Origin of the sequence: Neorhizobium populisoli (assembly GCF_019430945.1) — a bacterium.
Classification (GTDB): domain Bacteria; phylum Pseudomonadota; class Alphaproteobacteria; order Rhizobiales; family Rhizobiaceae; genus Neorhizobium; species Neorhizobium populisoli.
In genome coordinates this window covers 365100-390753 of record NZ_JAHYCB010000005.1, presented here as the reverse complement: position 1 = coordinate 390753, position 25654 = coordinate 365100, and the positions used below count along the sequence as shown (strand labels likewise).

Below are 25654 nucleotides of genomic sequence, written 5' to 3'. Positions count from 1 at the left end.
GTGTCACTCCGCGGCCACGGCGACCGGCTGGATGCCGGCAAGATAACGTTCGGCTTCGAGGGCTGCCATGCACCCCATGCCGGCGGCGGTGATCGCCTGGCGGAAAATATCGTCCGTCACGTCGCCCGCGGCGAAGACGCCGGGAATGTCGGTGGCGGTCGAGTCGGGCGCGGTCCAAAGATAGCCGTTCGGCTTCATCTTCAGCTTGCCCTTGAAGAGTTCGGTCGCCGGTGCATGGCCGATCGCCACGAAGACGCCGTGAATCGGGAAATCGGTTACAGCACCCGTCTGCGTGTTGCGCAGCTTGACGCCTTCGACCGACGGCGGCATCGGCGCCTTGGCCGGCTTGCCGGTGATCTCGGCGATTTCCGTGTTCCAGAGAACCTTGACATTCGGCCGCTGGAACAAGCGCTCGGAGAGGATCTTTTCCGAACGGAAGTGATCTCGGCGATGCACGACGGTGACCGTCTTGGCAATGTTCGACAGGTAAAGCGCTTCTTCCACAGCCGAATTGCCGCCGCCGACCACGATCACATCGCGGTTGCGGTAGAAGAAGCCGTCGCAGGTGGCGCAGGCGGAAACGCCGAAGCCCTGGAAGGCCTGTTCGCTTTCAATGCCGAGCCACTTAGCTTTCGCGCCGGTCGAAATGATCAGTGTGTCGGCGGTCCAGACCGCGCCGGAATCCGTCTTTACCGTGAACGGGCGGCGGGTCATCTCGACTTCGGTCACGAGGTCGTTGACGATCTCGGCGCCGACATGCGTCGCCTGCTTCAGCATCTGCTCCATCAGCCACGGGCCCTGGATCGGATCGCCGAAGCCCGGATAGTTTTCGACATCCGTGGTGATCATCAGCTGGCCGCCCTGTTCCATGCCGGCGATCAGGACCGGCTTCAGCATGGCGCGGGCAGCGTAGATCGCCGCGGTATAACCGGCAGGGCCGGAACCGATGATAAGAACCTCGGTATGACGGGTGGACATTGCAGAATCCTTTTAAAGACCGGACGGCGCACCTATAGCGCGCTCCACATATAGGAAGTGATTTTCCGGCCTGCCGCTTTAAAGCGTCATCTAAGATTGATCCATGCATGAATGCAAGGGCAGCCTTGCGTTGATAACAGATCAGTTGGCATGAAATTGCTGATCCTTGCGTTCAACGGGATTTCGTCTAAAAGCCTCTCGAGACAAGGGGCCCGAGACAAGGGGAAAGCCGTGTTCCGCGCCGATCTGGATGCAATCGACATTAAAATTTTGAGAGAACTTCAACGGGATGGTCGGATGACCAACGTTGAACTGGCCGAGCGCGTCGGAATTTCCGCGCCGCCATGCCTGCGGCGTGTCCGCAAGCTTGAGGAGGCCGGCATTATCGAGGGCTATCACGCGCTTCTGAACGCCCCAAAACTCGGCTTCGACCTCGTCGCGTTCTGCATGGTCGGGCTGAAGCGCCAGTCGGATGCCGACCTCAAGGCCTTCGGCGCCAAGGTTCAGGAATGGCCGCTGGTGCGCGAAGCCTGGATGGTCAACGGAGACAGCGATTTCCTGCTGCGCTGCGCCGCCCAGAACCTCACGGTCTTCCAGGATTTCGTCATCGAAGTGCTGACGGCCGACGAGCATGTCGATACCGTGCGCACCATGCTGACCATCCGACAGATCAAGCAGTTGGGTCTGGTCGAGATCTGACCCAGATTTCATTTAGCCGTCTTACGTTCTTTCTTCGGAAAGGGCGACGAGGGCAGCAGTCAAAGTTTTGAAGACATTGTCCTTGGAATGCCGCTCTTCGATGCGTCGTCTTCCTGCTTTACCGCGGGACTGACGCCCTTCGGCATCCATGGCTGCGGCGACAAGTGCTTCCTCCCATCCCGCAGAAAGGTCGCCGGTTCCGTCCACAAGCCAACCTGTCGAAGGATCGACAAGTTCGCGCGTGGCGCCCACGCCATCGGTGATGACCGGCCGGGCATTGGCGAAGTGCTGAAGGATCTTGATCGGCGACTTGCCTCGATCGAAATCCGAACGGGTGCTGGGAACCAGACCGACATCGATCGATGAGAAGAACCTGTCTTCGTTCTCGGCATCGAAAGGCCACCAGTCGAATTCGAAAGGAAGATCCGGCTGTTTGCCCGACATGACGACGAAGCGACAATCGCTCCGGCTCGAAAAAAACCTCTGCAGCGCGGGAGAGATGGATTGCAGCAGATACTGGCTTTGGGGATGTCCGCCCCAGCCAAAAAGGATTGGGCCAGATGTTTTTGCCGGTTCGGCTACGGATGACAGCTCGACGCTCATCGGGATGATCAGCGGATCGCTGCCGTTGTTTCGTGCCCAGTCTGCCAGATAGGCATTCGCTGCCGTCACAAGATCGGCGCGGTGTACGATCGAGCGAACCCGCAGGCTGGTGCGCCAGCGCCGGGCGAACGAGTCACCGAGTGCACTGGTCCACATGGCGTCGTCGAAGTCATAAACGACCTTCGCTCCCAGCCGGCGGGAGGTCCACCATGTCCATAAAAGCTTGGGAATTCGCTTTTGTACGAGGAGCACATCACCCTTGCCGAGCGAGTAAATCCGTTCGTCGGAAAAACTCGGGCTCCAGGTCACCTCGAAATAATGTCTGAAATAGTCCAGCCCACCGATAACCCTATGCCGGACGCTTGGCTTATCGTCCTTGCCATATGTCACGACATGCAGCTTGGGCTTCATGTTCTGCCGTTTTCAGGGAGCTTGCGATACCATGCATCGAATTTGGTGACGTCTTTGAAGACGCGCTCGTAACCGTTCTTTTTCAGAAGATTATCAAGCTTGGCTTCGGCTTCCGTGAAATTGTGCTCGATGCTGAAAAGCTGGATATCGAAGCGCTGAAAGTCGAAGTTTTCAAGTATATCGAACTCGTTACCTTCGGTGTCGATGCTGATATAGTCGATGACCTTGGGCGCGTTGAATTTGACCAGCAGATCCATGAGGCTGATGGTCTGCATTTCAATTTCGACGTGATCCCTTTTGCGTTGTTCCGCATTCCTGTCGTTGTTGGCGACGCGGTTGATCGATGAAATCTCCGGCTTTTCCGTTACAAACAGCATGGTGACGGAATTGCCCGACTGGTTATCGACCGGCTGTGTGCAGAGCTTGGCCTTCCGGGTCGACAGGATCGGAATAGTGAACGCAGGGCTTGGTTCGACCAGAATTCCAGACCACCCGTAGTCCCGTTCCAGCAGCAGGCTGTTGCTCAAGGTCGTGCCGTTGAAGGCGCCGATCTCGACAAAAAAGCCATCTCGCTTGCCGCGTGTCTCCGAAACGACCCAGCTATCCTGATGGAGTTGCGAGAAGCCTTCAAGCGTGGGGAACGGCATGACTTCGGCGCGCTTCTTTTTCAGTCCCAGAAATGTTCGCAAGCCCATGCCAATCTCCTTAAGCGGTCGACAGCGAATTAAATCAATGACCGCTGGAACGCAACTACGTCCGCGCGGATGGGATAATCATGGCGCCAAGGCAGCCGTGGACGCGACGAACCTTGCCAAATCCGATGAGCTCGAAGAAACGATTTCCGTTCTGCCGAGGGGATGGAAATCGCCGAATACCGGATCGACGTCAGGTGACGAGGCCAGAATAAATCCATCACTGCTGGTCGTGTCGCGATCAAAATCGGAGGACACTTCAATCCGGTAGCCAAATCCCGACAGCTTCTGCTCGACGGTCTTATGCAGATCCTGGCTGTGGGTAGACACGAACACGTAGGATGCGCCCTTTCTCGACAGCAGGTCGGTTGCGCCTTCCAACATTTCGACTTCGTATCCCTGAATGTCCGAATGGAGAATATCGAGGCCGCCAAGAGCCTTTTCCTTCATGAATTCGTCGACCTTGAAGCTGGTCCTTCCGACAAACGACTTTATGAACTCGCCCTTGTATTTATTGATTTTGAAATTGTTGATGCCGCAGTCCAGATTGGTCTGGTCGGGTTCGACCATATAGCATCTGGCGCCTGCATATGTTTTCAAAAGCCACATCGAATAGTGAGCCCAGTAGCTTCCCAGTTCCAGCATCAGAGGCGAGGGCGCCTTCAGCTTTTTCAGCACTTGCTGAAAGCAGAACTCTTCGAGAGGCTCGTGGACGCCTCTGTTGATGATCAGGATGTCGCTGAATTCCTTGTAATAGGCCAGGTTGCCCTGAATGGGGACGCGGTTGCCGTTGTGCAACGTGACCAGATCCCCGTCGACATAGCCCGCATACGGGTCCTTTTCGATCAGCAGGTTGAGCGGATCGGAAACTATCTCCCGGTAACGCTCGATATAGATTTCCGCCTTTTGAAGGTTTTCAAGCTTAGCGTAACGCCTCGAACCCGTCTCCGTAATCTGGTATCCAAATGAGCGAAGGCCCTTGTTGAGTATTTTACGAAGTGAAGCCATCGAGATTGTCGTCCTTCATTTTGGCTAGACGTGTAGAGCAATTTTCGGCCTGTATCGGTTTTACACAATGACCTCAGTTTATTTTGGGGGCTTCAGTCTATTTCGGGCTGGTTGGCGAAGTCCGCTTTTACTGAGGAAAGCAATCAACTTGTCCTGAAACAGCCGGTATTGCTTGGCAAAGCCGTAATACCATTTCCGCTTGTTGGTCTTCCGGGCCGTGCCGGCTCCGGACAGAATTTGGCTTGCGGCGTCCGTCGTCGTTACCGGCGCAGGCCAGAAGGAGTAGCCATGGCCGGTGCGGGTCAGCCAATGGCGGAAATAGTTGTCGACGGGCGCGAAGATCTTCCGGTGCTCCTGAAGAAAAAGTCTCGCGCCTTCGCTCGACCAGACGATGGCGCTGGTCGTCATCGGGAAATAGTGTGCAGCGACGAGTTCGCAGTCGTGATGTCCGACCTGGTATCGCTCGATCGGTGTGGCGATCTTCAGCTTGTTGTTGCCGATATTGATCAGCCGCCAATCCGGATCGGCCTTGGTGAGGTCGGGCAGCGCCTTTTCCAGGAGTTCGACCGGATTGCAGAGCGGCAGCGCATCGTCTTCGAGAACCAAAGCGTATGGAGCACCGGAGGCAAGGAAAGCCTCGGCGACTTTCAGGTGGCTGCGATAACAGCCGATCTCGCCACCGACCAGGCTGCGGCCCATGTAACGTTCGGCATGGTCCGCGTCATAGTCCGGAAGCGTGGCAAGGTCGAAACGACGGCCATCGACTGCGGATACCCGTTCGAATGCAATGCCAAACTCCGCAAGGCGCCGGCTGATAGTCTCCAGGCGGTCGTTGCTGCCATCCAGGTTGATGACGTAGACATTGAGCGATTGCATGTTTTCCTTTCCGCCGGCATGGGCGGTCGATCGTTCTGCGGCGGCCGCGTACGCCATATCGCGACACCGCCGTTAGAAACAAGCGGCAGGTTTTTCACGCAGTTCATATATTTTGCTTCTTTCGCGAGCGCCAGAGCGCCGCGAAAGCAGTGCCTGCAGCACTTGCACAGTTTCTGCAACCGTAACATATAGGCGGCGCTGCTTATCTCTGCCGGTTTCCGGCGTTTCGAGCAGCGGAAAACCAGGCGGGATAGAGAAACATGCGGGTTCACCAGTATATTTTCGGCAAGGACGGCGGCGCGGAGAAGTTCTTCGTGCATCTGGTGGGCGCGCTTGACCGCCGCGGGATCGAGCAGACCACCGTCATGCGCTGGAATCGCCGCTGGAAGCCGGAAGTCGAGGCGCATTCGCGCGTTATCGAGAGCAATTTCCGCAATCTCTCCGTCGATCGGCTTCTCCTGCCGATCCGCGTGCGCATGCTGGCGGAAAAGGAAAAGGCGGATGCGATCATCTCCTGGTCGACCCGCGGCGCTCGTCTGATGCCGGCCTATAAGGGCGGCATCAAGCTTTCCCGCCTCGGCGACTATCCGACCCATCTCGGTTACTTCAAGAATTCCGACATTCTTGTCTGCAATACGCCCGGCATTGCCGACCATGTGCGCAACAATCTCGGCTGGACGCGCGGCGTCGAGGTGATCTCCAATTTCACCGATACGAAGGCGGTCGCGCCGGTTTCCCGTTCGGTCGCCAATACGCCGGAAGGCGTGCCGGTGGTCATGACTATGGCGCGTTTCGTCAAGCGCAAGCGTATCCATCTATTGATCGAGGCGATGGTGTCTGTTCCGGATGCCTATTTGTGGATCGCCGGCGAAGGCGAGGAAAACGATGCGCTGCATGCGGTGATGAAGGAGCACAAGCTGGAGGAGCGCGTCCGGTTCCTGGGCTGGCAGAAGGATGCGCGGCCCTATGTGGCGGCGGCCGATATGTTCATAATGCCGTCCAGCCATGAACCGCTCGGTAACGTGATCTTCGAGGCCTGGGCACAGGGCAAGCCGGTCATTTCCTCCCGCTCGGAAGGGCCTTCCTGGTTCATGCAGGATGGTGAAAACGGGCTGCTCGTCGATATCGACGATACCGCTGGTTTCGCGCGGGCCATCAATCAGATCATCGCAGACAAGCAGCTTGCGGCGAGCCTTGGCGAAAAGGGGCGGGCGACGCTTGTCGGGCAGTTTTCCGAGGACGCCGTCTGCAACGCCTATATCGATCTTTTCAAGCGAAAGCCGTGATCCGGTAGATATTGCCGAGGCGTTTTGCCTCGCCTTCGATGCTGAAATTGCCGATAGCGTGCAGGCGTGAACATTGCGAGGCGGCCTGACGGCGTGCGTCATCGTCCATGAATATACCGGCGGCCTCCGCCATCGCATCGACGCTGTCGCGGGCGATGATCAGGCCGGTTTCGTTTTCGCCCGTCACCAGCAGTTCCGGGAAGGCGCCGACATCCGTGGCGATGACCGGCACCGCCGTCGCCATGGCTTCGAGCGGCGTCAGGCCGAACCCTTCCCAGCGTTGCGGCGCGATGAAGAGGTCGAGCCCGCGATACCATTCGTTGATATCGGTGTGCTCGCCCACGAAGAGGATACGGTCGGCAAGGCCGGCCGTCTTGACCTTTGCCTTGAGATCGTTTTCGAATTCCACATGCTTCGACGTGGCGCGGCCGGCGATGATCGCGGACCAATCCGGGCGTGACGGCAAAAGCCGTATCATCGAATCGACGAAAAGGTCGGTACCTTTCTGGTGACGGACGCGGCCGAAACAACCGACAATTTTCTTGGCCGGATCGAGCCCGCGGGCGCGCTTCGCCTCTGCCTTATCGGCAGGCGGCGAGAAGCGTTCGGTGTCGATGCCGTGCAGCACGACACTGTTTGGCACCGTCAGGTAATCGGCCGTCTTGCCGCTGGTGGCAATCACGCCGTCCATCTTCGACACCAGCCATTTGGTCCAGCCGGTATGCTTTCGTTGGGAGGCGGAGGTGAAGATGATTTTCAGCGGCATGCGCAGGACGTCGCGCATCAGGATGGCGGGCAGCATCTCGATATTGCGGCGGGCATGCCAGATGCGACAATGTTTTCCGCGCGGCGGCGTCCACAGCGAGAAAAGATCGCGTAAGCGGATATGCGGCAGATCGGCGGGCAGGCCCGGGCCAAGCGCTGCGACCTTCTGGCCGAGCGCTCTCTGGACGGGAATGAGCTGGATGATCGTCGACGTGACGCCTGAGAGGCGCCGCTTGAAATTCGGTGCGATCACTTCGACGTCACGGATATAGACGATGGAGGAGCTGCTATTCCCGCCCGAACCGGTCACGAGGGATCAGCCCCAAGAAACGGCAAGGATCTCGTAAGCCTTGGAACCGCCAGGCGCCACGACTTCGATGGAATCACCCTTTTCCTTGCCGATCATGGCACGGGCAATCGGCGAGGAGATCGAGATGCGGCCTGCCTTCACGTCGGCTTCCTGGTCGCCGACGATCTGGTAGATCTTCTCTTCGTCGGTGTCTTCATCGACCAGCTTGACGGTGGCGCCGAACTTGATCTTGGAGCCGGACATCTTGGAGAGGTCGATCACTTCGGCACGGGTCGTGTAGTCTTCAAGCTCGGTGATGCGGCCTTCGTTGTGGCTCTGGGCTTCCTTGGCGGCGTGGTACTCGGCATTTTCCGAAAGGTCGCCATGGGCGCGCGCTTCCGCAATTGCCTCGATGATACGGGGACGCTCTTCCTGCTGGCGCCAGCGCAGTTCTTCCTGCAGCTTGGCAAAACCGCTTTGCGTCATCGGTACCTTTTCAACCATTTCATTATCCTTCAGGTCTCATGCCCGCGGTTACCGCGGACACAAAAAGAAACAGGTTCCGGAGTAAAACTTCGGAACCATCGCAACGTCAGAATTTAGGTCACTATAACAGAATTTCGACAGTCCAAGCTAGGAATTTCGAATGCCTGTCGAAGCTGCCCCCAACGGCTGCATCTGAATCCACCGCCGGCATTTTGTCAATGACTTGACGTGTGGAAAGGGAACATATAGTGAACATACTAATGAAGAAGACACTGAAAGAACGCTTGGCGATCCTTTCGGACGCGGCCAAATATGATGCCTCATGTGCCTCGAGCGGTACGGTAAAACGGGATTCTGCCGCATCTGGCGGGCTGGGGTCGACGGAGGGTTCGGGCATCTGCCACGCCTATGCGCCGGACGGGCGATGCATCTCGCTTCTGAAAATCCTGCTCACTAATTTCTGCATCTACGACTGCGCCTATTGCATCAACCGTTCGTCCAGCAATGTCGAGCGGGCGCGGTTTACGCCGGAAGAGGTGGTCTGGCTGACGCTGGAATTCTACCGGCGCAATTATATCGAGGGGCTGTTCCTGTCGTCCGGCATCATCCGCTCCTCGGACCATACGATGGAGGAGATGGTGCGGATCGCCCGCGACCTGCGCACCGTGCATAATTTCCGTGGATATATTCATCTGAAGACCATTCCGGAAGCATCCGCCAAGCTGATCGAGGAGGCCGGGCTTTATGCCGATCGCCTGTCGATCAATATCGAGCTGCCGACCGATGCGGGTATCGACAAGCTGGCACCGGAAAAGCGGCCGGAGAATATCCGCCGGTCGATGGGCAGCCTGCGCCTCAAGATCGAGGAGATGGCCGAGCCGACGCTGCAGACGAAGCGCCGGCAGAAATTCGCACCGGCAGGCCAGAGCACGCAGATGATCGTCGGGGCCGATGGCGCAAACGACGCGACGATCCTCGGCACCAGCGCCCGGCTTTACGGCAGCTACAGCCTGAAGCGCGTTTATTACTCTGCTTTCAGCCCGATACCCGATTCGTCGAAGAACCTGCCCTTGATCAAGCCGCCGCTGATGCGCGAGCACCGGCTCTATCAGGCGGACTGGCTTTATCGATTCTACGGTTTCGACATCGGCGAGATCACCTCGGCGCGCACCGACGGCATGCTCGATCTCGATCTCGATCCGAAACTTGCCTGGGCGCTCGGCCATCGCGAGCAGTTTCCGGTCGACGTGAACCGTGCCGACAAGGAGAAGCTTTTGCGTGTGCCGGGTTTCGGCACCAAGACGGTGAAGAGTATCCTGTCATCCCGCCGTTTCCGACGCATCCGGCTCGAAGACCTGAAGCGGCTCGGCGTGTCGTTGAAGAAAGTGCAGCCGTTCATCACCGCCGAGGGCTGGACACCGCACCGGTTGGTGGACCGGACGGATCTCAGGGCCATGTTCGAACCCAAGCCAGAGCAGCTGTCATTGCTATGATCTATCGCTATTCCTTGCGGGGCAGGGGTGATCTGACCGAATGGCGCGATGCCGCACGCGGCTTCCTGGCGGCCGGTATCCTGCCGAATATCATTGAATGGCGGACAATGGACGATGCGGACGGACTGTTCGGCTTCGACGACAACCGCCTGCCGCCGCCTGATCCTGCGCATGTACCGCTCAGCGTGCCTGCCTCTTTCGTCAAGCTGGCCGGTGCGGTGGTCTGCCACTCCGATCCGACGCGATTTGCGCTGCTCTACCGGATGCTGTTCCGCATCCTGCACGGCCGGCATCTGATGCAGGTGGCGACCGATCCGGATGTGGTCGCAGCGCAGCGGATGGCGAAGTCGGTCGGCCGCGATTATCACAAGATGACGGCCTTCGTGCGCTTCAAGGAATTGCCGCTGCCGGAGGGTGCGGTAGGCCGTCGAAGGTTCATCTCCTGGTTCGAGCCCGACCATTTCATCATCGCCCGCGTGGCGCCGTTTTTCCAGCGGCGCTTCACCGACATGGACTGGCTGATCCTGACGCCCAAGGGTTCGGCCTCGTGGGACGGCGAGACGCTGCGCACGACTGACGATCCAGCGGAAAAGCCCGATCTGCGCGACGAGACCGACGAACTCTGGCGCACCTATTATTCGTCCATCTTCAACCCGGCGCGGCTGAAGGTGAAGATGATGACCAAGGAGATGCCGAAGAAATACTGGAAGAACCTGCCGGAAGCTGAGCTTATCCCAAGCCTGATCGCCAATGCCGAGGCGAGCGTCATCGAGATGGGGAAGAAGGCGGCGAGCGAACCGTTGCCGTTCCATCACCGAATCCAGGAAGCCGCAGCAAATGCGCCGGTGCCGCCGAGGCCGGCTGCCGGCACGCTGGCGGCGCTGAAGGAAGAGGCGCGCGGCTGCACCCGCTGCGACATCTATTGCCGCGCAACGCAGACTGTTTTCGGTGAAGGCCCGCCGGATGCAAAAGTGATGTTCGTCGGCGAGCAGCCGGGCGATCAGGAGGATCTGGCCGGCAGACCGTTCGTCGGCCCGGCGGGAAAACTCTTCAGCGACACGCTGGCCGAAGTCGGCATCGACCGGCATTCGCTCTTTGTCACGAATGCGGTGAAACATTTCAAATATGAACCGCGCGGCAAGCGCCGCATCCACCAGAAGCCGAACATGGGCGAGGTGCGGCAATGCCGCTGGTGGCTGGAACAAGAGATCGAACTGGTAAAGCCGAAACTGATCGTCGCGATGGGGGCGACGGCACTCTTCTCGCTGACGGATATGCGCCAAAAGCTGGAAGACGTGCGCGGTGAACCGATCGCCATGGAGGACGGGCGGATCATGTTCGTCACCGCGCATCCGTCGTATCTGCTGCGTATTCCTGATGAAGGCCGAAAAGCCGAAGAGCTCATCCGTTTTCGCGAAGATATGAACAAGATCAGCCGGTTGGCCGCCTGATCAAAGAAATTGATTCCGCCTGCTGCAGCCTTCTGCCGACATCCCCATGGAATGGCGATAGTATCAGTAATCCACGGCGGTGGACATTCGCGAACAGAGGCCAACCAGTTCGCTTTGTCGGGTCGTGCCTGTCTTCATGAAGACCGACTTTACGTGATATCGCACGGTTTCGGTCGCGATCCCGAGAGTGACGCCTATCTGATGAATAGGCTGGCCTTCGCCGATCAATGACATGACTTCAGCCTCTCTTCTGGTGAGATCGAAAACCTGCTGCAGGATTTCGGGTGGCAGTCGAACCTCGGTGGTGAGGGCGCTTATCATCAGGATGACGCCGGAGAACGCCACCATATCTGCGGCGGAGCGACGTATGGGGGCCGCCCTGACAATAAGTCTGGCGCCGGTTTCCGATGCGCTCAAGACGACCGGTCTGAGTTCCTGGCCGCCGGACATAGGCCGTGCCTGTGCTGCACACGCTTGATCGATCAATGCCTGAAGCTGTTTGTTTTCGACGCTGTTCGGCGCGGACAGGAGTGAATGGCGAATTGTGATACGGCTTCCTATCAACGCTTCCGCCGCCGGATTCATATATGCCACGGTGCCGTTCATGTTGAGCAAAACGGCTGGTTGCTTCGCGAGATGCAAGCCGTCGATCATGGACTTGCCCTTCAGCTCCGCAAGCCGGGATGCCATGGTCATCACGGGAGCCAGGCGTGGAAGCAAGGTGTTTAGGGTCGACAGTTCGTCCAGACTGAAGAAGCCTTGTTTCGAAGTCCGTTGCAGCGAAATGGCAACCGAGTCGCGTCCCAGTTCCCCAGTCAGGCCACCTGCGGCAAACCATGGAACGTCTGCCTTCCTGGCAAATTTCTCATAATATTCGCTTTTCCCCATCTCACGGTCGGAGAAGAGAATGTGATCGCTGAAGAACCCGTTTTTATAATGATGAGGTCTCACAGCCGCGTTGCGGACGTCGTGTTGATACCACCCTTCTTCGAAGAACTGTCCCACAGCGTCGCGCAGGCTGTTGGTATGCACCAGCCCGCCGGGAATAAACACCGGCGTGGTCAGCAACGCGCCACGGCAACCCATTGCTGAGGATAAAGCCTCAAGGGCATCCGGCCATATATCGGGATTGGCTGCGGCCTCATAAAATTTGGCCACTACGTCAATAAGCTCCAAGAGTAGCCCTTACAGTTTCTTCCTCCAAGAAGACATATGTTATCGATATTACAAAGTGATCTCAATCGTTTATGGATTTTATTCTCGGATAGTACGTCTATAAAACTAAGGCCTGCTCAAGGGGCGCGCGCTTTTGCATCCCGAAATGCAATGCAAGGTTTATCAACCCAAATGGGTGATGTGCGGCCTCGTGAGTCGCCATAGCCTTTTCCCTAGCCAATATCGGCAATTCGGGGATTTTAATGAGACATTCAATTATCGTGCTGGCTTCCTTGTTGCTTGCGTCAAATGCCTATTCGGCTGATGAAAGACCCGCTACCAAAGCAGAAATCGAAAAGATCGCTGTCGGTAATACGGTGAATGGAAGGCTGAAATATACAAAGGAAGGTCGATATACCTTCGCCGGCGGAAATCCGGGCAAGTACACCATTACCGCAGGAAAGATTTGCATCAAGTTCGATGACGGCAAAGGCCGCTGCGACAGGATCGTCACAGACGGGAAAAAATATACGATGGTGACTTCGCAGGGCGAACGTTACCCGTACGGCAATTAATCAACGACTGGATTTTTCCCAGCTAGCCCCTGCCTTTCCGGCGGGGGCTTTTCCGCATTCGATGATCGGGCGCGGGGCCGTCATCGAGGGCATCTAGGCCTTTGGCCGGCCGAGATGAGCGGCGAACGAGCAGGGGTCAAAAGACCCCTGCTGCCTTGTCTCAGGCGAAATAGCTTTGCAGTGGCCGAACTTCGAGGCTGCCAGCCTTCAGTGCCTTGATCGCCATGGCCGCCGCTTCCGCGCCCGCCATCGTCGTGTAATACGGCACCTTCTGCATCAGCGTGGCGCGGCGGAGCGACTTGGAATCGGAGATCGCCTTGTTGCCGTCCGTGGTGTTGATTACGAGCTGGACCTGACGGTTGCGGATGGCGTCCTCGATATGCGGGCGGCCTTCCAGAACCTTGTTGATGCGGGTGGACTCGATGCCCTGTTCGGCAAGGAAGCGGGCGGTGCCGCCTGTCGCCAGAACCTTGAAGCCGATTTCCACCAGAATGCGGATTGCTGGCAGGACGCGTTCCTTGTCTGCATCACGGACGGAGACGAACACGGTGCCGTTGCGCGGCAGTTCGACATTGGCGCCGAGCTGAGATTTTGCGAAAGCCAGCGCGAAATCCGTATCGAGGCCGATGACTTCGCCCGTCGAGCGCATTTCCGGGCCGAGCAGCGTGTCGACGCCCGGAAATTTTGCGAATGGGAAGACGGCTTCCTTGACGGCGATGTGCTTCAGGTTGCGCGGATCGGGCTTCGTGCCGTAAGCGGCAAAGGTCGGATCCAGCTTTTCACCGGCCATGACGCGGGCGGCGATCTTGGCGATCGGCGCACCGATGGTTTTTGCTACGAAAGGCACGGTGCGCGAGGCGCGCGGGTTAACTTCCAGCACGTAGACGGTGCCATCTTTGATGGCGAACTGTACGTTCATCAGGCCGACGACGTGGAGAGCCTTGGCCATGGCTTTCGACTGGCGTTCCAGTTCGTCGAGCATGTCCTTGGACAGCGTGCGCGGTGGCAGCGAGCAGGCGCTGTCGCCGGAATGGATGCCGGCTTCCTCGATATGCTCCATGATGCCGGCGACATAGACGTCGGTGCCGTCGCACATGCAGTCGACGTCGACTTCGATAGCGTTGGTCAGGTAGCTGTCGAACAACAACGGGTTCTTGCCGAGCAGCGTGTTGATCTGGCCGGTCTTGTCGTTCGGGTAACGCTGCTTGATGTCTTCCGGAACCAGCTCCGGGACCGTGTCGAGCAGATAGGTCTGCAGCTGGCTTTCTTGATGGATGATCTGCATGGCGCGGCCGCCGAGCACGTAGGACGGGCGAACGACCAGCGGGAAGCCGATTTCGGAGGCGACGAGGCGGGCCTGCTCGACGGAATAGGCGATGCCATTGTTCGGCTGGTTCAGGTCGAGCTTCATCAGAAGCTTCTGGAAGCGGTCGCGGTCTTCGGCGAGGTCGATCATATCAGGTGCGGTGCCGAGGATCGGGATGCCGTTCTTCTCGAGCGCTTCGGCGAGCTTCAGCGGTGTCTGGCCGCCGAACTGGACGATGACGCCGACGACTTCGCCCTTTTCCTGCTCGGCGCGCAGGATTTCGATGACGTCTTCTGCGGTCAGCGGCTCGAAATACAGGCGGTCGGAGGTGTCGTAGTCGGTCGACACGGTTTCCGGGTTGCAGTTGATCATGATCGCTTCATAGCCGGCATCCTTCAGCGCAAAGGCGGCGTGGCAGCAGCAATAATCGAACTCGATGCCCTGGCCGATACGGTTCGGACCGCCGCCGAGGATGACGACCTTTTTCGCAGTCGAGATTTCGGCTTCCGACCGCAGTTCGCCGACGAAGGGCGTCTCATAGGTCGAGTACATATAGGCGGTCGGAGAGGCGAATTCGGCAGCGCAGGTGTCGATGCGCTTGAAGACGGGCCTCACGTTCAGAGAGTTGCGCAGTTCCGCGACTTCCTTCGGGCGCTTTTTGGTGAGCGAGGCGAGGCGGGCATCGGAGAAGCCCATAGCCTTCAGCATGCGCAGGTTTTCGGCATCGGTCGGCAGGCCGTGCTCGCGGATGCGGGCTTCCATGTCGACGATCGCCTTGAGCTGGGCGATGAACCACGGGTCGATCTTGCAGCCTTCATGGACTTCCGCCTCGGTCATGCCCATGCGCAGCGCCTGGGCGACCATGCGCAGGCGATCCGGGGTGGGCGTGCCGATCGCGGCGCGGATGGCGTTCTGGCTGGATTCGCCTTCTTCCGCATCCGGGATTTCGATCTCGTCGAGGCCGGTCAGGCCGGTTTCCAGGCCACGCAGAGCCTTCTGCAGCGATTCTGCAAAGGTGCGGCCGATCGCCATGACTTCGCCGACCGACTTCATGGCGGTGGTCAGGACCGGCGAGGCGCCCGGGAATTTCTCGAAGGCGAAACGCGGGATCTTGGTAACGACATAGTCGATCGACGGTTCGAACGAGGCAGGCGTCGCGCCGCCGGTGATGTCGTTGTCGAGTTCGTCCAGCGTGTAGCCGATGGCGAGCTTGGCCGCGACCTTGGCGATCGGGAAGCCGGTGGCCTTGGAGGCGAGCGCCGAGGAGCGCGAAACGCGCGGGTTCATTTCGATGACGACGAGGCGGCCGTCCTTCGGATTGACGGCGAACTGAACGTTCGAACCGCCGGTTTCAACGCCGATCTCCCGCAGGACCGCGATCGAGGCGTTGCGCATCATCTGGTATTCCTTGTCGGTCAGCGTCAGAGCCGGCGCAACCGTGATGCTGTCGCCCGTATGGACGCCCATCGGATCGATGTTTTCGATCGAGCAGATGATGATGCAGTTGTCCGCCTTGTCGCGGACGACCTCCATTTCATATTCCTTCCAGCCGAGCACCGATTCCTCGATCAGCACTTCCGTCGTCGGCGAGGCATCGAGGCCGCCGCCGATGATTTCGAAGAATTCCGAACGGTTGTAGGCAATGCCGCCGCCGGTGCCGCCCATGGTGAAGGACGGGCGGATGATGGCGGGCAGGCCGACGACGTCGATCGCCTGAGCTGCGATCGCCATGGCATGGCTGATATAACGCTGCTTGCGGTCGCTTTCGCCGAGGTTCCACTGGTTTTCCAGCTCGTCCAGCGCCTTGTCCAGGTCCGAGCCGGAGAGGCTTTCACGCAGCTTTGCGCGTTCGGCCTCATGGGTCTTGCGGTCGGCATCCTTGATGTCGGTGGCGTTGGCGAGCATCGACTTCGGCGTTTCGAGCCCGATGCGGGACATTGCTTCGCGGAAAAGCGCGCGGTCCTCGGCCATGTCGATGGCGGCCGGCTTGGCGCCGATCATCTCGACATTGTAGCGGTCGAGCACGCCCATGCGCTTCAGGGAGAGAGCGGTGTTGAGTGCGGTCTGGCCGCCCATGGTCGGAAGCAGCGCGTCCGGGCGCTCCTTGGCGATGATCTTGGCGACGACTTCCGGCGTGATCGGCTCGACATAGGTCGCGTCGGCGAGGCCCGGATCGGTCATGATCGTCGCAGGGTTCGAGTTGACCAGGATGACCCGGTAACCTTCTTCCTTCAGCGCCTTGCAGGCCTGGGTGCCGGAATAGTCGAACTCGCATGCCTGGCCGATAACGATCGGACCCGCGCCGATGATGAGGATCGATTTGAGGTCTTGGCGCTTGGGCATGGGTTCTATCCGCTTCTTTTCCTGCGCGAAAAGCCGGCACGGTGTGGAGGCACCGGGTCGGGTCACGCGCGTCTGTTCTTTTCAGGCTAGACGCGGCTTATAGGCAAATGTTTTGGCGAATGTAACCCCGAAAATCAGCAAATCGACAGGAATCGACATGCGGCCTCAGAGAGACGCGAAGCGATTTCGCACAGCTTTGAGGTTGGGGCGGCTGACGGGGATTTCCGTGCCGTCCTTCAAGACGACGAAAAGCTTGCCGTTGTCGCGCTTCAATGTTTCCACATGCGCGGCCGCCACCCAGTGGGAGCGGTGGACCTGCAAGCCGGGCGTGGCGCCGAGTTCCTTCAGGGCGTCGGCAAAGCGCAGCAGGATCAGTTCGTGGCCGCGCGTGGTCACCACATCCGTGTAATGATCCTCGACGGACAGGCGCACCAGCGGTCCGCGGTTCTGGGGCTTCAAGCGGGCGAAAATGTCCGGTTCCGATGAGATTGCCGCTTGCGGAACGGTCGGCGTGGCGGCCGGCATGGCAATTTCATGGATCTGCCGGTGCATGGCGATATAGGACAGAAGACAGAAAAGCGCGCACAGCGGCAGGGCAAACAGCGCCCGGTGCAGGCCGCTGTTCATCTCGGTCCACTGACCGGTAAAGGCGAAGTCGATGATGCCGAGCGCGAAGCCGATCGGCAGAGCGGCGAAAAGCGAGCCGATCATCATCCGCAGCAGCGTCCGGTCGATCCGCCCGCGCAAAAGCACTTCGGCGATGATGGCGCAGGTGATGGCGATCACCCAGGTGACTGTGTGGACGATCAGCCAGTAACCGAGCCGTATGCCGAACGCCATCCGTTCCGAGGTGCCATACGGACCGCTGACCGCGAAAAGGAGGATGACCAGTGCAAACGTCGCCCAGAAACGCCAGGAGCGGGTGAAGATCTGCAATTCACGAAGCGTGGAGCTCAAAAACGGGTGAATCACGAAGTTTATCCGCCGTCTGCGCCATTCCGGTTGAGGTGACGCCAGTCATGGCGGAAACCGGCGACAACTTCAATCGCCGATGAATTTCCAAGGTGTTCTCATGAACCTCCAGCCGCTCCTCGATGCCACGATCGCCGTCCAGATCCATGTCGCAGCCGTGCTACCGGCCGCGATTCTCGGCGCCTACGTGCTATTGAACCGAAAAGGCACGCCGACCCATCGGATGCTCGGTAAGGTCTGGATGGTACTGATGGCGATCACCGCGCTGTCCAGCTTCTTCATCCACACGATCAACCTGTTTTACGGCTTCAGCCCGATCCATCTCCTGTCGATCTTCACGCTGACGGGCATCTGGCGGGCGATATCGACGGCGCGGGCGCATAATATCCGGGCACATAAAGCGACCGTGATCGGCATGTATCTCGGCGGCATAGGCGTGGCGGGCCTGTTCACCCTCATCCCTGGCCGCATCATGCATGCCGTCGTGTTTACCGGCGGGCCGAGCTGGATTTTGCTTCTGACATTGGCCGGCATTGCCGCCGCCCTTTACCTGCAACAGCGGCTTGCATCACAGCGTGCCTGATTTTTCATCAAAGCGTACCGGAAGCGGCCAACCTGTCATGGACAGGGCGGGGTTACGGGACTAATGCTGCCAATATCGAAGACATTGCAGCAACGGCCATCCCAGACGACGACCGCTTGCGCGGAGGATATCAGATGGCCGATGCAACCTCGAAGCCGATAACGCCGGTCCCAGCGGAAACGAAAGTCTCGGCCGAAGCGACGATCCTGCCGATCATTCTGGCGGTCAGTTTCTGCCACATGATCAACGACATCATGCAGTCGATGATCTCGGCGATCTATCCGATGCTGAAGACGGATTATCAGCTCGATTTCTGGCAGATCGGCATCCTGACGCTCGCCTTCCAGTGCACGGCCTCGCTGTTGCAGCCGGTGATCGGCATCATCACCGACAAAAAGCCCTTCCCCTATTCGCTGCCGGTCGGCATGGGTTCGACATTCATCGGCCTGTTCATGCTGGCCAATGCGCATTCCTACCTGGTGCTGGTCATCTCGGCATCGTTGATCGGCATCGGTTCGGCCGTCTTCCATCCGGAATCCTCACGCGTCGCGCGGCTTGCCTCCGGTGGCCGTTACGGCATGGCCCAGTCGGTCTTCCAGGTTGGCGGCAATTTCGGCCAGTCGATCGGTCCGCTGCTGGCCGCCTTCATCATCGTGCCGAACGGGCAGGGCAGTGTTGCCTGGGTTTCGGTCGGCGCGCTTCTCGGCATCGTCATCCTCACCGGCGTGGCACGCTGGTACAAGGCGCATATGCTCGCCAACCAGGGCCGCAAGCGGGTGCTGAAGGCGCATAACCTGTCGAAGCGCACGGTCGTCATCGCACTTACCGTGCTGACGATCCTGACCTTCTCCAAGAATGCCTACATGGCGTCGATCAGCAGCTATTATACCTTCTTCGTCATCGAGCGGTTCCAGGTCTCGGTGCAACAGTCGCAGGTCATGCTGTTCATCTTCCTCGGTGCGGTGGCGCTCGGCACGGTCATCGGCGGCCTTGTCGGCGACAAGTTCGGCTCCAAGGTGGTGATCTGGTTCTCAATCCTCGGCGTGCTGCCCTTCACGCTCGCCATGCCTTATGCCAACCTGCCGGTGACGATCGGGCTTTCGGCGATCATCGGCTTCATCATGGCCTCGTCCTTCCCGGCGATCGTCGTCATGGCGCAGGAACTGGTTCCGGGCCGGGTCGGCATGATCGCCGGCATCTTCTTCGGCATCGCATTCGGCATCGGCGGCATCGCGGCGGCATTGCTCGGCGTCTTCGCCGACCAGTACGGCATCGCCTTTGTCTACAATGTCTGCTCGTTCCTGCCGGCACTCGGTCTGCTGACCGTGCTCCTGCCCAGCAAGAAGCAGCTGGCCGTCGCCTGACCGTCAATCCTGCGCCCTTTTTGAGGGCGCGGGCCACTCCCGGGCAAAATCTTCATTTGACGATGTTCCACGGATCGCCTTTGCCATGTTCGGCATTATATTGGCGGTAAAGCTGTCGCCGTCTGGCGTTCGGCGGTCGGTTGCCAAAAGGCAGCCGTCATGAAATCGCTTTGAGAGGAATGCGTCGATGGAATGGAGAGGCCGCCGTCAGTCGGACAATATCGAGGACCAGCGCGAATCCTCCGGCGGTCAGGGTGGCGGTTTCCGCATCCCGATCGGCGGTGGTGGCCGGGGCGGCGGCGGGCTCGGCATCGGCGGCATCGTCGTGGTGCTGATCATCTGCTGGATTACCGGCATCAATCCGCTGACGCTTCTGTCCGGCGGCGATATCGATCTTGGCGGCGGTTCGGGCTATTCGCAACAATCGACGAGCCGCGCACCTGCCAATGACGATACGACAGCCTTCGTCCGCACCGTGCTTGCCGAAACCGAAGACACCTGGAACGGCATCTTCCAGGCGAATGGCCAGAGCTACGAGGAGCCGAAGCTGGTTCTGTTCTCCGGTCAGGTGAATTCCGCCTGCGGCTTTGCCTCTTCCGCCACTGGCCCGTTTTATTGCCCCGGCGACCACAAGGTCTATCTCGACACGGATTTCTTCAAGGAGCTCGAACAGCGTTTCGATGCGGCAGGCGATTTCGCCCAGGCCTATGTCATCGCTCACGAGGTCGGCCACCATGTGCAGAACCTGCTCGGCACCATGTCGAAATTCAACCAGGCCCGGCAGCGCATGAGCGAGGCTGATGCCAACAAAATGTCGGTGCGCGTCGAGCTGCAGGCGGATTGTTACGCCGGTGTGTGGGGCAAATATACCGAACAGAAGGGCATTCTCGAACAGGGCGACCTGCAGGAAGCCCTGAACGCCGCCCAGCAGATCGGCGACGATACGCTGCAGAAGCGTAGCCAGGGCTATGTCGTCCCGGAAAGCTTCAACCACGGCACATCGGCGCAGCGCATGCGCTGGTTCAAACGCGGGTTCGATACGGGCGACATGAAGGCGTGCGATACGTTTTCGGGGAATATTTGAGGGCCTTGTGCGGGACTCGGTCCTTCATCGCGATAAATGAAGGGCGTACTACTCGATACCCCCCTCTGCCCTGCCGGACATCTCCCCCTCAAGGGGGGAGATTGGCTGGGAGCAGCGGTTTCCCCAAACAACTAACGAACCCCAGCGCCGGTAGCGGCTATTGCTTCTGCATCGCCACCCGATGGCGTATCTTCGGTGGCGCCACGTAAACAACCAATGTGACGGAAAGGTCGAGCCGCGAGTCAATCTCCCCCCTTGAGGGGGAGATGCCCGGCAGGGCAGAGGGGGTGTGGCGGGGCACACCGGCTAATGCTGCTGCACCGGGGACAAATAGCGCTATCACTCTAACATCTTCAGTAACTTACCTTGCCCTTCATCCACACCCTCCAAACCTCAGCCTACAATCCCCCTGCTTCCGTCGCCGGAGTGTTTCGCGAGACGTTCGCGGGCAGGCGGAGGCCGGCGCTTTCATCGGAACCGTAACGTGCGGCAAAGGTGGAAGAGGTGAAAGCCATGGAGCGTTTTCGGGAACGGAGACATTCCTATCAAGCATCCCCCTGGCCGCCAGGTCGGGTTCGGTTTGAGCCGTGCAAGCGCTAAGGGAAACCTTGAGTGCAGAGAAGGCGAGGCAATCATCTGTAGGGGCCGGAAGCCCCGAAAAGACGCCGAAGGCCACGCGAATGCGGAGCCACCATTACTAAAACTACTTGAGGTTCCGCATTCGTGTGGGCTCTCCGATGTTTGACACGACCATGACGGGAGACCGCGCGTGGACGGATAGGTGTGCCTTCTGCGAGAGGGCTATTTGTACATCCCCTCGCGCAGGTTGATGCCGTGTTCGATATAGGCCTTCAGCGCGCACAGCATCTGCGACCAGCCCTGGCAATTGCCGTAGGACGCTTCAAGCCCGCCCTTGGTCTCGTGCCAGCCTTCCTCCGATATGGTCACCAGCGTGCGGTCGCCGTCCAGCGGTTCGAAGGTCATCGTCACCGTCGTCTGGTAATTGGCGAGCACGATGTTGTCCGGCCCCTGTTCGGCCGCGTTACCGTCCGTCGCATCCCATTTGAGGACGATCCGACGATTGGTTTCCACCTCGACGACCTCAACCGGAAAGGCGCCGGGGAAATCGGCGAATTCCCAGGTGACGGTCTTGCCGGTTTCCAGACGTCCCACCGCGCCGGCGGTGGTGAAATAGCTGGACAGTTTCTTCGGATCGGCGACGGCCTCGAACACTTCTTCGACCGGTTTCGAAATATGGCTCGATACCTTGAACTTCAGTTCCATGATCTCTCTCCCTTGTTTCCGGCTTCATGATGTTATAAAATTATAACATGTCAAGCGATGAAAAAAGCGACAAGATTTTCAAGGCTTTGGCGGCGCCGATTCGCCGCGAGATGCTGGATGCTCTGAAGGATGACCCGAAAACGACCGGCGATCTCTGCGCACGGTTCGATACGCTCGACCGCTGCACCGTCATGCAGCATCTGAAAGTGCTGGAAGCGGCCGATCTGGTCGTGGTGAAGCGGGAAGGGCGGGAGCGCTGGAATTATCTCAACCCGCTGCCGATCAAGGCGATCCATGATCGCTGGATCGGCGCTTATGCGGCGCGCGCCGTCGATATGCTCGATCGGTTGAAATCCGATCTGGAGGGTTAGCGGATCAGCAGCGCCGTCACGTAAAGCCCGAGCGCAAAAACCGTGTGGGCGATAAGGCCGAGGGCGCGCACCTTGTTCGGTCTTGGTGTCTTCGAGGCGGCCCAGCCGAGGCCCATGCCGGGCTGCATCAGGAACCAGCCCGCCGCGATCGTGACGATGCCGAAGATCCAGGCGGGGATGAAGGTCGGGGCGGCAAACCAGCCGGCGCCGGCGATGAGGCCGAAGACGACACCATAGAGGATGCCGACGGCGTAATGGCCTGCCCAGCCGAGCGGGTGCTCGTTTCGATAGGGTTCCGCTGTGGCGATGCTCTCGAGAAAGACCCTGCCCTGGAAGACATGCCAGAACCAGCGGCCGCCCGGCCCCCAATTGGGTTTCGGCTGGCTGAAGATCTTCCAGAGGATGACCGCCCAGATATCCATGAACACGGTGCCACCGATGCCGATGAGGATGCCGCGCCAGATGAGGTCGATCATGGGAAGTCCGCCGAAGATAAGGGAGGTTTTTTCTAGCGTGACGCCGCCGAAGTTGTCGAGGTCTGTCTACGGCAAAGCGGTTCGGTTGATGCCTTTCATCAAAAACTTTGAGATGTTCATGGATTGTTTCCTTTTTCTTTTGCGGTTATGTAGCAAACCCGGCGAGCAGATCGTCTTTCCAGAAAACACAGCAAGCTAGAGAGACATCTGATGCTCGACCCGAAATTTGTCCGTCGCGGCCTTTTCCTCGTCTTCATGATCCTGTTCCTAGACGTGATCGGGATCGCGATCATCATGCCGGTCCTACCGACCTTTCTGCGCGAGCTGACGGGCGACGACATGAGCGGGGCGGCGGTCGATGGCGGCTGGCTGCTGTTGATCTATTCGGCGATGCAGTTCTTGTTCGCACCACTGCTCGGCAATCTTTCCGATCGGTTCGGGCGCCGGCCGATCCTGCTTGCCGCAGTGTTCACCTTTGCGATCGACAATCTGATCTGCGCCGCCGCAACAAGCTTCTGGATGTTGTTCGTCGGCCGCGTGCTGGCCGGCATTTCCGGTGGCAGTTTCGCGACCTGCTCGGCCTATATCGCCGATATCAGCAATGACGAGAACCGCGCCCGCAATTTCGGCCTGATCGGCATCGCCTTCGGCGTAGGCTTCACCGTCGGGCCGGTGATCGGCGGGCTGCTGGGTGAACTTGGACCGCGTGTACCCTTCCTCGGCGCCGGTCTGCTGTCGATGGCTAACTTCGTTGCCGCCTGGTTCCTGCTGCCGGAAACACTCGACCGGGCAAACCGCCGCATCTTCGACTGGAAGCGGGCCAATCCGCTCGGCGCGCTGCGCCAGATGCGGCATTATCCGGGCATCGCGCCGGTTCTGGTGGTGATGTTCCTCTACTGGCTGGCCCATGCGGTCTATCCGTCCGTCTGGCCGTTCGTTTCCGCCTACCGTTATGGCTGGAGCGAAGGGCAGATCGGCCTGTCGCTCGGCATGTTCGGCATTTGCGCCGCCTTCGTCATGGGCGTCCTGCTGCCGAAGATCGTCCCGGTGCTCGGAGAGTGGAAAACGGCGGTCGTGGGGCTCTGCTTCTCCTGCCTCGGTCTTGCCGGTTATGCTTTTGCCTGGCAGGGCTGGATGGTCTATGCGGTCATCCTTTTGACGACGATCGAAAACATTGCCGATCCGGCGCTGCGCAGCATCGCATCAGCCAAGGTGCCGCCATCGGCGCAGGGGGAGCTGCAGGGTGCAATGACCAGCCTCACGTCTCTCACGACGATTATCGGCCCGGCAATCTTCACGCAGCTCTTCAGTTCGTTCACCGGCGAACATGCGAAAATGGAGTTTGCCGGAGCGCCCTATCTGATGGCGGCATTTTTCATGGGCGTCGCGATTATCGTGTTTCTGACGCGAATTTCGCGAAAAACGGAGTCAATTTCAGCCGAAGAAGGGCTTTCGCATCAAGTTTCTTGAAGCAAGGGCCAAAAATTCTGCTGAAAGGGTCGCAAGCCTTGCCGCACGGATGATGCTACTTTAAAGCAGCATCATCCGCCGCTTCCCAGTTTCTGGGCGCGGCTTTTTTCGTCCGGAGCAAGCATGCCCTTTGGGGCGTCCGAGGAGTGCTCCGGTCTGTTGGAAATTCTGCAGCACGAGTCCGAAAACCGGTTCCGGCTTTCGGTGCGATACTGTCCGGGAGATGCATGATGTCGAGCCAAGCGGTCGCCTTTGAAGGGACGACGGACAATTTGTGGTCCTCGCATATGCGGGCCACCGTGGCGCTTGGCGTACCGCTGGTCGGCGCGCAGCTCGCCCAGATGGCAATCCATACGACCGACGTCATCCTGGTCGGTTGGCTCGGCACGACGGAACTTGCCTCTGTGGTCATCGCCACGCAGATTTTCTTCATCGTCTTCATTTTCGGCACCGGCTTCACCAGCGCCGTCGTGCCGCTGGTGGCGCAGGCGCTCGGCCGCAGCGATTCCGTCGGCGTGCGCCGTTCCGTGCGCATGGGCCTGTGGGTGACGCTTGCCTATTGCGTGCTGACCGCGCCGCTTCTCTGGTTCTCCGAACCGATCCTATTGAAGCTCGGCCAGGCGCCGGACGTTGCGGCGAATGCCCAGAGTTATCTCCGGATCGCCCAATGGGGCGTCTTCCCGGCGCTCGGGCTGATGGCGATCCGCAGCTTCGTGACGGGGCTCGAGAAGGGCGGCATCGTGCTTTACGTGACGATCGGCATGTTCTTCATGAATGCGGTCGTCGCCTATCTCCTGATCTTCGGTCATTTCGGCGCACCGGCGCTCGGCCTGCATGGCGCGGCGATTGCGTCCGTCGTAGCGAATGTGACCGGCTTCCTGATTGCGGTCGCTTATGTCGAAAGCCAGCCGAAGATGCGGGCCTACGAGATTTTCGTGCGCTTCTGGCGCCCGGACTGGCTGATGGTGAAGGAGATCGTCTGGCTCGGCCTGCCGATCAGCTTCACGATCCTCGCCGAGACGACCTTGTTTGCGGCGGCATCGCTGCTGATGGGCACGATCGGCAAGCTGGAGCTTGCAGCCCACGGCATTGCGTTGCAGCTGGCCTCGATCGCCTTCATGATCCCGCTCGGCCTGGCCCAAGTGGCGACGGTGCGTGTTGGTCTCGCCAATGGCCGTCACGACATTGTTGGCGTCCGGCGTGCGGCTGTGGCGGTGCTGGTCATCAGCGTCGTTTTCACAGCAGTCGGCAGCATTCTTTATGCAGCGGTGCCGCGAGTGCTTGGTGGGCTGTTTCTGGATGTCCGGCATGGCGAGGCCGGTGCAGTGCTGACGCTTGCCGTGCCGCTGATCATGATCGCCGGCGCATTCCAGCTGGTGGACGGTCTGCAGGCCGTCGCCGCCGGATTGTTGCGTGGCCTCAAGGACACGCGCGTGCCGATGATCCTGGCGCTGATCGCCTATTGGCCGATCGGTTTCGCCTGTGCCTGGGTTTTCGCCTTCCCGCTCGGCTTCAAGGGGCCGGGCGTCTGGTTCGGTTTCGTCACCGGCCTTGCCGCCGCCGCGATTTTCCTGTGCGGACGCTTCTGGCTGTTGACACGCGAAAAACCGGCCCGCTGAGGGCCGGTTTTCCCG

At 59.4% G+C, this 25654-nt stretch carries 23 protein-coding genes; 11 read left to right on the top strand and 12 right to left on the bottom strand.

Going from position 1 to position 25654, the window contains the following annotated elements; genetic code table 11:
- Positions 1-3: 3 nt before the first annotated feature.
- On the bottom strand, positions 4-978 hold the full coding sequence (gene trxB / locus KX729_RS16040) for a thioredoxin-disulfide reductase (protein WP_219743472.1): 975 nt from the start codon (positions 976-978) through the stop codon (positions 4-6).
- A 231-nt stretch (positions 979-1209) separates the two neighbouring features.
- On the opposite strand from trxB, the gene KX729_RS16035 reads away from it, so the two are divergent.
- On the top strand, positions 1210-1677 hold the full coding sequence (locus KX729_RS16035) for an Lrp/AsnC family transcriptional regulator (protein ID WP_219743471.1): 468 nt from the start codon (positions 1210-1212) through the stop codon (positions 1675-1677).
- A 21-nt stretch (positions 1678-1698) separates the two neighbouring features.
- Here KX729_RS16035 and KX729_RS16030 read toward each other — a convergent pair whose 3' ends face one another.
- From KX729_RS16030 to KX729_RS16015, 4 genes are all read right to left on the bottom strand, one after another.
- Complete coding sequence (locus KX729_RS16030) at positions 1699-2691, bottom strand: glycosyltransferase (RefSeq protein WP_219743470.1); 993 nt, start codon at positions 2689-2691, stop codon at positions 1699-1701.
- Complete coding sequence (locus KX729_RS16025) at positions 2688-3386, bottom strand: FkbM family methyltransferase (protein WP_219743469.1); 699 nt, start codon at positions 3384-3386, stop codon at positions 2688-2690. Before KX729_RS16025 ends, KX729_RS16030 begins: the two co-directional genes overlap by 4 nt.
- A gap of 78 nt (positions 3387-3464) precedes the next feature.
- Positions 3465-4391: an FkbM family methyltransferase gene (locus tag KX729_RS16020; RefSeq protein WP_219743468.1), complete on the bottom strand. Its 927-nt coding sequence runs from the start codon at positions 4389-4391 to the stop codon at positions 3465-3467.
- A 78-nt stretch (positions 4392-4469) separates the two neighbouring features.
- Positions 4470-5324: a glycosyltransferase family 25 protein gene (locus KX729_RS16015; protein WP_219743467.1), complete on the bottom strand. Its 855-nt coding sequence runs from the start codon at positions 5322-5324 to the stop codon at positions 4470-4472.
- Positions 5325-5527: 203 nt separating this feature from the next.
- Between KX729_RS16015 and KX729_RS16010 the strand changes: the two genes are divergently transcribed.
- Positions 5528-6553 (top strand): glycosyltransferase, encoded by a 1026-nt coding sequence (locus KX729_RS16010; RefSeq protein ID WP_219743466.1) that lies wholly within the window; start codon positions 5528-5530, stop codon positions 6551-6553.
- Here KX729_RS16010 and KX729_RS16005 read toward each other — a convergent pair.
- Together KX729_RS16005 and greA are read right to left on the bottom strand one after the other, a co-directional pair.
- Complete coding sequence (locus KX729_RS16005) at positions 6537-7595, bottom strand: glycosyltransferase family 4 protein (protein ID WP_219743736.1); 1059 nt, start codon at positions 7593-7595, stop codon at positions 6537-6539. The genes KX729_RS16010 and KX729_RS16005 overlap by 17 nt on opposite strands.
- A 39-nt stretch (positions 7596-7634) precedes the next feature.
- Entirely contained in the window at positions 7635-8111 is a 477-nt protein-coding gene (gene greA, locus KX729_RS16000; protein ID WP_219743465.1) for a transcription elongation factor GreA, read from the bottom strand.
- A 242-nt stretch (positions 8112-8353) separates the two neighbouring features.
- Here greA and KX729_RS15995 point away from each other — a divergent pair, with 242 nt between their 5' ends.
- Together KX729_RS15995 and KX729_RS15990 are read left to right on the top strand one after the other, a co-directional pair.
- Positions 8354-9586 carry a putative DNA modification/repair radical SAM protein gene (locus KX729_RS15995; RefSeq protein ID WP_219743464.1) on the top strand — a complete coding sequence of 411 codons (1233 nt, stop codon included), beginning with the start codon at positions 8354-8356 and terminating at the stop codon, positions 9584-9586.
- Entirely contained in the window at positions 9583-11037 is a 1455-nt protein-coding gene (locus tag KX729_RS15990) for a UdgX family uracil-DNA binding protein (RefSeq protein WP_246617627.1), read from the top strand. The genes KX729_RS15995 and KX729_RS15990 overlap by 4 nt, the downstream gene beginning before the upstream one ends.
- 63 nt (positions 11038-11100) lie before the next feature.
- Here the strand turns inward: KX729_RS15990 and KX729_RS15985 are convergent, their stop codons facing one another.
- The gene (locus tag KX729_RS15985) at positions 11101-12213 is read right to left on the bottom strand and encodes a helix-turn-helix transcriptional regulator (RefSeq protein WP_219743463.1); all 1113 of its coding nucleotides are present in this window, start codon (positions 12211-12213) and stop codon (positions 11101-11103) included.
- A gap of 242 nt (positions 12214-12455) precedes the next feature.
- On the opposite strand from KX729_RS15985, the gene KX729_RS15980 reads away from it, so the two are divergent.
- Positions 12456-12767, top strand: a complete 312-nt coding sequence (locus KX729_RS15980; RefSeq protein WP_219743462.1) for a hypothetical protein — start codon at positions 12456-12458, stop codon at positions 12765-12767.
- Between the two features lie 160 nt (positions 12768-12927).
- On the opposite strand, the gene carB is transcribed toward KX729_RS15980, so the two are convergent.
- Entirely contained in the window at positions 12928-16416 is a 3489-nt protein-coding gene (gene carB / locus KX729_RS15975; protein ID WP_219743461.1) for a carbamoyl-phosphate synthase large subunit, read from the bottom strand.
- A 165-nt stretch (positions 16417-16581) separates the two neighbouring features.
- Entirely contained in the window at positions 16582-17388 is an 807-nt protein-coding gene (locus KX729_RS15970; protein ID WP_219743460.1) for a LytTR family DNA-binding domain-containing protein, read from the bottom strand.
- A 100-nt stretch (positions 17389-17488) separates the two neighbouring features.
- Here KX729_RS15970 and KX729_RS15965 point away from each other — a divergent pair, with 100 nt between their 5' ends.
- The 3 genes from KX729_RS15965 to ypfJ all read left to right on the top strand — a co-directional run bounded on the left by KX729_RS15965 (position 17489) and on the right by ypfJ (position 20419).
- Positions 17489-17971, top strand: a complete 483-nt coding sequence (locus KX729_RS15965; protein WP_219743459.1) for a DUF2306 domain-containing protein — start codon at positions 17489-17491, stop codon at positions 17969-17971.
- A 134-nt stretch (positions 17972-18105) separates the two neighbouring features.
- The gene (locus KX729_RS15960; protein ID WP_219743458.1) at positions 18106-19335 is read left to right on the top strand and encodes an MFS transporter; all 1230 of its coding nucleotides are present in this window, start codon (positions 18106-18108) and stop codon (positions 19333-19335) included.
- A gap of 187 nt (positions 19336-19522) precedes the next feature.
- Positions 19523-20419, top strand: coding sequence for a KPN_02809 family neutral zinc metallopeptidase (gene ypfJ / locus KX729_RS15955; protein ID WP_219743457.1), 897 nt, complete (start codon positions 19523-19525; stop codon positions 20417-20419).
- An 801-nt stretch (positions 20420-21220) separates the two neighbouring features.
- Here ypfJ and KX729_RS15950 read toward each other — a convergent pair.
- Positions 21221-21703 (bottom strand): SRPBCC family protein, encoded by a 483-nt coding sequence (locus KX729_RS15950; protein WP_219743456.1) that lies wholly within the window; start codon positions 21701-21703, stop codon positions 21221-21223.
- A gap of 47 nt (positions 21704-21750) precedes the next feature.
- Between KX729_RS15950 and KX729_RS15945 the strand changes: the two genes are divergently transcribed.
- Positions 21751-22074 (top strand): ArsR/SmtB family transcription factor, encoded by a 324-nt coding sequence (locus KX729_RS15945; RefSeq protein WP_219743455.1) that lies wholly within the window; start codon positions 21751-21753, stop codon positions 22072-22074.
- Here KX729_RS15945 and KX729_RS15940 read toward each other — a convergent pair.
- A complete protein-coding gene (locus tag KX729_RS15940) occupies positions 22071-22550 on the bottom strand; it encodes a DUF2938 domain-containing protein (protein ID WP_219743454.1) in 480 nt (159 codons plus the stop codon). The genes KX729_RS15945 and KX729_RS15940 overlap by 4 nt on opposite strands.
- Positions 22551-22760: 210 nt before the next feature.
- Between KX729_RS15940 and KX729_RS15935 the strand changes: the two genes are divergently transcribed.
- Both KX729_RS15935 and KX729_RS15930 read left to right on the top strand, forming a co-directional pair.
- Positions 22761-24020, top strand: coding sequence for a TCR/Tet family MFS transporter (locus tag KX729_RS15935; protein WP_219743453.1), 1260 nt, complete (start codon positions 22761-22763; stop codon positions 24018-24020).
- 227 nt (positions 24021-24247) lie between these two features.
- Positions 24248-25639 (top strand): MATE family efflux transporter, encoded by a 1392-nt coding sequence (locus tag KX729_RS15930; RefSeq protein ID WP_219743452.1) that lies wholly within the window; start codon positions 24248-24250, stop codon positions 25637-25639.
- Positions 25640-25654 lie beyond the last annotated feature (15 nt).